Origin of the sequence: Allomuricauda sp. CP2A (assembly GCF_001683915.1) — a bacterium.
Classification (GTDB): domain Bacteria; phylum Bacteroidota; class Bacteroidia; order Flavobacteriales; family Flavobacteriaceae; genus Flagellimonas.
In genome coordinates this window covers 1-365 of record NZ_LXTT01000127.1, presented here as the reverse complement: position 1 = coordinate 365, position 365 = coordinate 1, and the positions used below count along the sequence as shown (strand labels likewise).

The 365-nt window shown below is 52.1% G+C and carries 1 protein-coding gene; it reads right to left on the bottom strand.

Annotated features, from left to right (window positions below; translation table 11 throughout):
• Window positions 1-365 (bottom strand): hypothetical protein (locus A7D14_RS20080; RefSeq protein ID WP_176712430.1); only part of this gene is annotated, 365 nt, incomplete at both ends.

The following is a 365-nucleotide window of genomic DNA, read 5'->3' as shown; positions in this document are numbered from 1 at the left end:
CCATTGAGGCCCAAAGAGGTGTTGTACTCGTTCCCGGCGTCCGTGTCGCCATCGGCGGCGATATGGTTCGCGATGTCCGTGGCATTGGTGGCTATATCAGTTGTGTTGGTCGCAATATTGGATGCGTTGGTCACAATATCAGCAGTGTTTGTGGCGATATCCGAAGTGTTTGTGGCAATGTCGGATGTGTTAGTGGCGATATCACTCGCGTTGGCCGCTACACCCGCACTGTCGTCAAGACTTGAAATATCGACTGCCGGATTGTTCCCCAACTCGTTGGTATAGGTCAATTCACTTGTCGAACTGTTGAAGGACAAGGCGGTGTTGGTCTCGGCTATCGATACGGAGGCCACATTAAGGTACAG